The sequence below is a fragment of the Cellulomonas hominis genome, from assembly GCF_005239125.1.
Lineage (GTDB): Bacteria > Actinomycetota > Actinomycetes > Actinomycetales > Cellulomonadaceae > Cellulomonas > Cellulomonas hominis_A.
The window spans coordinates 1-6,674 of the sequence record NZ_SZYE01000201.1; the positions used below are offsets into that span (position 1 = coordinate 1).

The window sequence follows — 6,674 nt, forward strand, 5'->3', positions numbered from 1 at the left end:
CGCCGAGACGATGGCCATGCCGGTGCCGATGAGCGCGAGGTCGCGTCCGAACGCGCGGTCGACGAGGAGGCCGAGCACGACGCCCGCGAGGAGCGGGACGTAGCCGAGGGACCGGCCGCCCGTGACAGGGTGCCGACGTGACCCCCTCCGCCGCGGCCACGCCCGCGACACCGCCCGCCGCCACGCGCGGGGCTGCCGCGGCCGCCGGACGGAGGCCGTGGGACATCGGCTCGCCGGCGCGCCTGCTCGCCGCCGCCCTCGTCTGCGGTGCCGCCGTCCTCATCTTCGCCGTGCACGTCCGGCCCCTCGGCTACGTCCCGCTCCTCGCGGGCGTCGTGCTCGGCCTCCTCGTCGACCGCGCGTTCGGACGCGACCTCGCGCTCATCGGCACCGGCATGGCCATCGTCTCGGCGATCTCGCTGGAGGCCGACCTGTCCGACGCGGGCATGACGCGGTTCACCGTCGCCCTGTCCCTCGCCGTGCTCGTCCCGTGGGCGCTCTCGCGGTACCTGTTCCGGCAGCGGACCATCCGGTTCCCCGTCGCGACCGGGCGGCGCTGGGCCCGCTGGCAGTGGATCTACCTCGGCGCCGTGGTCGTGATCGGCTACCTGCTCCTGCCCTTCTACTTCATCGGCTCCGGCGCGTACCGGAACTGGCCCGACCTCGACGGCGGCCAGGACATCGCGCGCCTGTTCGTCGGCGTCAACGCCGTCGGCATCTGGGACGAGCTGTTCTTCATCTGCACCGTCTTCGCGCTCCTGCGGCGGCACCTCGGGCTGTGGACCGCGAACCTCCTGCAGTCCGTGGTCTTCGTGTCCTTCCTCTGGGAGCTCGGCTACCGGGAGTGGGGGCCGCTGCTCACCGCCCCGTTCGCCCTCGTGCAGGGATGGATCTTCGCGCGCAGCACGTCCCTGTCGTACGTCGTCGCCGTGCACCTGCTGTTCGACCTCGTCGTGTTCGGCGTCCTCGTGCACGCGCACCACCCGGAGCTGGCCGACGTCTTCATCACCGCCCCGGGCTGACCTCGGGCGCGCCCACGGGGTGGTGCGAGGCACCCCGGAGACGACCCGGCCAGGCGGATGCGGCGGCGGTGCCCGGTCGGTGAGCGGGCACCGAGTCCTCCACAGGAGATGGGGCGTGCTGCGTCCCCAGGGCGGGCGCGCGGACCGGGGGCGTGTGGGTGGTCGCGGGTAGCGTTCTTGCATGGCTGACCTGCAGGAACACCCCGACGGCGACACGCTCGCCGGCCTGGTGCTGCCGGTCTACGGGCCCGACGGGACGTGCCTGACGGACTACGGGCCGGACCCCGTGGTGGCGTTCGGTGGGGCGCCGCGCACGGGTGAGCAGCGGCAGGTCGAGGCGATCGCCGCGTACCCTCCCGGACCCGTGCTGGACGCGTGGTTGCGGGGCCTGGACCTGACCGTGCTGGCCCCGGCGGTCCTGGTCGAGGTGGTGGCCGCGCGGGTGCGGATGGAGGCCCACCAGCACGCCGCGATGCTGGACGCCGTCGCCGAGCTCGCGACCCGCCCTGAGATGGCCCCGGACTGGTCGCCGCTCGCGGGTGCGCCGCCGACGCATCCGAGCGTGGCGGGGGACGAGCTGGCCATGCGGCTGGGCTGGGCGCGGGTCTCGGCGAACAGGGCCGTGAACCGGGCGCTGCTGCTGAACGGGATGCTGGCGGCCACCGGACAGGCCCTGCAGACCGGGCAGATCGACGCGGCCAAGGCGGACGTGATCGCGACCGGGCTGACCGACCTGCCCTACCAGGCCGCCCACGCGGTGGAGACCGCGGTCCTGCCCGACGCCGCGCAGTGCTCCCGCAAACAGCTCGAGCAGCGTGTGGCCCGCGAGGTCCGGCTCGCCGACCCCGACGGTGAGGCGGGCCGCAACACCCGGGCCCGGTGCACCCGCCGGGTGACCCACCCCCGGCGCCGCCCGCACGGGATGGCCGCGATGTGGGTGGTCGTGGCGGCCGAGGACGCCACCCGCGTCGACGGGGTCCTGGACCACACAGCCCGCGCAGCCAAGGCCCTGGGCGATTCCCGGACCCTGGATCAGCTGCGCGCCGACGGGCTGCGCGACCTCGTCGTGGGGGATGTGCCGTCCTCGGACGGGCCGGCGTTCGAGGTGCACCTGGACCCACCCGTACCGGTGCTGCCGACACCGCGCCGCGGGGCGGACTGGCTCGTGACCACAACGCGACGTCAGCCGGTGCGCCCGCGCCCGGTCGAGCCGATCCCGACGGCCACCGTGGTCCCGGTGGGCGGGCCGTCGGCGACACCGCTGCCCGGTCCCGCACCTGACGCTCCCGCCGAGACCGACCCACCGCCTTCCCCGCTTCCCGCCGGGACCGCCCCACTGCCTTCCCCGCGTCCCGCGCCGTCGACCACCACCTCGCCGACGGAGCCGGCGCCCCGCACCACGTCGACCGACACCGCGACGACCACCGCCCGGCGGGGTTGCGGGCGCTGCGCCGGACGCCCCGGCGCCGAGGTCCGCCTCACCATCGCCGCCTCCACCCTGCTCGGCCTGGACGACAACCCCGCCGACCTCGACGGGTACGGCCCCATCGACGCCGTGCGCGCCAGGGCCCTGGCCGACGGCGGCGTCTGGCGGCGGGTGGTCACCGACCCGGTCACCGAGCAGGTCCTCGACGTCGGACGCGAGCGATACCGACCACCCGCCGGGCTGGCCGAGCTCGTCCGCACCCGCGACAAGACCTGCGTCGCACCGGGCTGCACCTTCCCGGCACGGAGCGCCGACCTGGACCACACCATCGAGTACCACCCGCAGCCCGGGGACCCACCCGATCAACCCCTCGGCAGAACCGACGCCGACAACCTCGGACCGCTCTGCCACCGCCACCACCGCCTCAAGACCGACGGCGGCTTCCGGCTGCGCCAGATCCAACCCGGGCTCTTCGAGTGGATCACCCCCACCGGCCACCGGTACCTCGTGCGCCCCGGCACCGGCCGCACCCACGACGCCACCACCGACCCCCACGACGCACCCCCGCCGTCCTAGTCCTGGCGACGGCCCGGCCGTCCGCCTCGTCGGACCGGTCCGGGGCCGGGACCGGCGCCGGGGCCGGGGCCGGGGCCGGGGCCGGGGCGATCAGCGCACGAGCGCCACGCCGCGGCGGACGGGCACGGCCGGCGCAGAGGAGACCGGCCGTGGCCGCTAGACCAGCGCGGGTCGGCTAGACCAGCGCAGGTTGGGCGAGCCCAGCTGGGGTCGGCCGAGCCACCGCGGGTCGGCTAGACCACCGCGGGTCGGTTAGACCACCGCGGGTCGGTTAGACCAGCGCGGGTCGACGCGTCGGAACCGGCCCGACCGCCGGCTCCACCGGTCGCGCCCACGCACGCGCGGCGTCCAGCAGCTCGTGCGCCAGCGGCGTCGAGGCCGCTCGGGCGCTTCCCAGGGTCGTCGAACCCCGCTGATCTCGTCGGGTGGCCAAGAGGTCCGGGCCGGATTCACCGCGCACCGCGCCGGTTCCGCGAACGGACGCCGCAGCCAGGGCCCCCAGGTCGGCGCGGGTCCAGTGCACGCCGAGCGGGCCCTCGCCCGGCTGGTCCGACGGCACGAACAGCAGCGCCGCGTCTCCGTCCGGGTCCGGGACCGGGGGCAGGGCCACGAGCAGGTGCCGCGTCACGAGGTCGGCCAGCGGGAGACCCCCGCCCACGAACCGGTCCGCCAGCCGCCTGCGGTCGGCCGCGAGCCACAGCGCGGGACCCCGCAGGCGCCGCACGAGCCGCAGACCCTGCCGGTCCCCCACCACCACGTCCGGGCGGGCCGCGGCGTGCGCCGCCGCGACCTCCGGGTCGGGCAGCGCGGGGCTGGTGGCGACCACGACGGCGCCGAGACGCAGGCACGCGGCCACCGTGGCCGACCACGCCGGGCCGGGTGCGAGGAGCAGGGACACGCGGTGCCCCGCGCGCACACCGGCGGCGTGCAGCGCCGAGGCGAGCCGGACGGGGCGCGCGGCGGGCTCGGGGGACGTCGCTCCCACGGAAGGAGGTCCCGCGAGGGCGGCGGGGTCGTAGCCGGTCACTGTGCCTCCTGGTGCACCCGACCGGCGGGTCCGGCGGGGTGCTCCCACGGTCTCCCTCGGGGACGCGCCGCGTCGTCATCCCCCGGGAGGGATCGCGGTACGCCTGGCGGGGTACGTGGGTCGCACCCCGCACGACCCGCCGCAGCCCGCCCCCGCGAGGCGCGGCCACCAGGTTCCGTGACGACCCGCAGACCCCCGCTCGCGCCCGCGCCCGCCCGAGCCGAGACTGACGGAGGCGGGCCGACCGGCGACCCGCAGCGCAGAACCCGAGGGACGAGAGGACCGCATCATGGGCCTGGACGACATGACGGAGAAGGCGAGCGACGCCGGCATCGAGAAGGCCGGGGACACCGCCGCGAAGAAGACGGGCGGCGGGAACGCCGACAAGGTCGACGACCTCGAGAAGAAGGCCGACGACAAGATCGGCAAGTAGCCCGGCGCGGCAGCACCCCGGGCACGACGACGCCCGCGCCTCCCCCCGGGGGCGCGGGCGTCGTCCTGCGTGGCGCGAGCCACGGCCTCGCGGGCGGTGCCGGGCCCTCCTCCCGGCATCCGCCCGCGGCGGGTCAGCGGCGCACGCGGCGTGCGTCGCGAGCGCGGTTCACCAGGTCACCCAGACCGACGACCGTGATCACGGCCACCAGGCCGGCGACGACGATCCACACCTGCGGCGACATGACGTTGCTCCTCGTTCGGCCCCTCGACGTGCTGACGGGTTCCATCCTGGCAACCGCGAGCGCCGAGCGGATCGGCCCTGCGCCGTATCTTCGGGTCCCACGTGGGGTGTACGGGGTCCCCCTGGGGGTGCACGGCCTCCTCCTCGGGACGGAGGCGCGACCCCGAGTCCCGTCGGGGTGACCCCCGGTGCGGGCGCCTCGCCGGGGTTCTCAGGGCACGACGGCCGGCGGCTCGGCGACGGAGTAGTTGTGCCGGAACACGTCCTCGGGGTCGTAGCGCCGCTTGAGCTCGCGCAGCCGTTCCAGGGTCGGCCCCGGGAAGACGTCGGCGAGGCGCTCGGGCCGCGGGTCGGTCTCGAAGGACAGGTAGGCGCCGTGGAAGTGGTGCGCCATGGCGTCCCAGAGCGCGTCGATCCGCCGCCGGCTGCTGCCCATCGCGACGATGCTGAAGTTCGCCGACCGGTGGGCGTAGGCGGTGGCGTCGGCAGGCACGTCGTGCACGGCTCCCCCGGCGGCGCGGATCTGGAAGAACGGCGTGGCGCCGCTGCGGACCAGGCGGGCGGCGTCGGCGGCGAGCTCCGGGGTGAGGTGCTCGGCCATCCCGGACCGGGTGACGGGCTCGCCCTCGGACGTGTGCCGCTGCGGCACGGAGACCACGGCCGGGTACGGGACGACCTGCACCTGCTGCTGCAGCAGGGGCGCGATCCGGGCGAACGGGTTCAGCCGCTCGATGATGGTCTCGGGGTCGTCGGAGTCGACCATCGCCATGATCTGGGCGGCGACGATCCCGCCGCGGGGCGGCCCCATGATGAGGAAGGCCGTGGTGTCCCGCGGGGCGGACTCGACGGTGGCGCCGTAGTCGACGAGGAACTGCTCGGTGTCGGAGGCGTCGAGCACGAGCTGGGCGAAGCCCACGTCGCCGACCTCGTCCACCTCGAACTCGAAGGACGTGACGATGCCGAGGTTGGCCCCGGCGCCCCGGACGCCCCAGAAGAGGTCGGCGTTCTCGTCGTCGCTCGCCCGGACGACGGAGCCGTCGGCGAGGACGACCTCGGCGGCGCGCAGGTGGTCGAGGGTGAGGCCGTGCTCGCGCGCGAGGAAGCCGATGCCGCCGGCGGTGGCGAGGCCGCCCACGCCGACGCCGCCGTAGTCGCCGGAGCTGAGGGCCCAGCCGTACGGGTGGAGCGCGGCCGCGACCTCGCCCCACCGGGCGCCCGGCTGGACGCGGATGCGCCGGGTGGCGACGTCGAGCACCTCGATCGCGGACATGCGGGACAGGTCGAGCACGATGCCGCCGTCGTTGGTGGACCGGCCGCTGATGCCGTGCCCGCCGCTGCGGATCGCCAGGGGGACGTCCTGCGCCCGGGCGTAGGCGAGTGCCTCGACGACCTCGGCGGTGTCGCCGGGCCGCAGCACGAGCCCCGGCCGGCCGCCGCGCATGTACGTGGACCGGACCGCGGCGTACCCGGCGTCGCCGGGCTCGACGGCGGTGCGGGCGAGGGCGGCCGGGATCCCGTCGTAGTCGATGCCGGGGACCCGTGCGGCCCGGACGGCGGCGCTCCGGACGGTCCCGACCCGGGTGCCGCGGGCGGCGCGTGCCGCGGCGACGCGGTCGCGCAGGGCCGCTGCGACGCCGGCGAACGCCACGAGCGCGGCCTCGTCGGCACCGGCGAGGACGAGCGTGCCCACGCCGGCGTCGAGGACGAGGGCGGCGAGGTCGTCGACGACCGGAGCGCTCGGCGCCGCCGTCGCGTCCACCGCACGTCGATCGAGCGCGAGCGACGCGCCGTCGAGCACGAGGCCGCGGCGGACCTCGCGCGCGTCCCGGCCCGCGGCGATGAGGGCGGCGTCGAGGGCGGCCTGCTCGCGGCGCACCGCGTCCAGGCGCGCCCGCGCGCCCTGCGCAGCCTCCGCTCCGCCCGCCGTGGGCAGCCACCAGCCGTCGG

General features: G+C 76.3%; 5 protein-coding genes. 3 read left to right on the forward strand and 2 right to left on the reverse strand.

Features of this window, described 5'->3' with window-relative positions:
- The first annotated feature begins 224 nt into the window (after positions 1-224).
- Complete coding sequence (locus FA014_RS16920) at positions 225-1,022, forward strand: CPBP family intramembrane glutamic endopeptidase (protein WP_230323308.1); 798 nt, start codon at positions 225-227, stop codon at positions 1,020-1,022.
- Positions 1,023-1,203: 181 nt separating this feature from the next.
- On the forward strand, positions 1,204-3,024 hold the full coding sequence (locus FA014_RS16925; RefSeq protein ID WP_154730812.1) for an HNH endonuclease: 1,821 nt from the start codon (positions 1,204-1,206) through the stop codon (positions 3,022-3,024).
- A 271-nt stretch (positions 3,025-3,295) separates the two neighbouring features.
- Here the strand turns inward: FA014_RS16925 and FA014_RS16930 are convergent, their stop codons facing one another.
- The gene (locus FA014_RS16930; RefSeq protein ID WP_195969335.1) at positions 3,296-4,051 is read right to left on the reverse strand and encodes an AMP-binding protein; all 756 of its coding nucleotides are present in this window, start codon (positions 4,049-4,051) and stop codon (positions 3,296-3,298) included.
- Positions 4,052-4,340: 289 nt separating this feature from the next.
- On the opposite strand from FA014_RS16930, the gene FA014_RS16935 reads away from it, so the two are divergent.
- Positions 4,341-4,484, forward strand: coding sequence for an Rv0909 family putative TA system antitoxin (locus tag FA014_RS16935; RefSeq protein ID WP_154730814.1), 144 nt, complete (start codon positions 4,341-4,343; stop codon positions 4,482-4,484).
- A gap of 454 nt (positions 4,485-4,938) precedes the next feature.
- Here FA014_RS16935 and FA014_RS16940 read toward each other — a convergent pair.
- The coding region (locus FA014_RS16940; protein WP_230323306.1) for an FAD-binding oxidoreductase at positions 4,939-6,674 on the reverse strand (1,736 nt) is incomplete at its 5' end.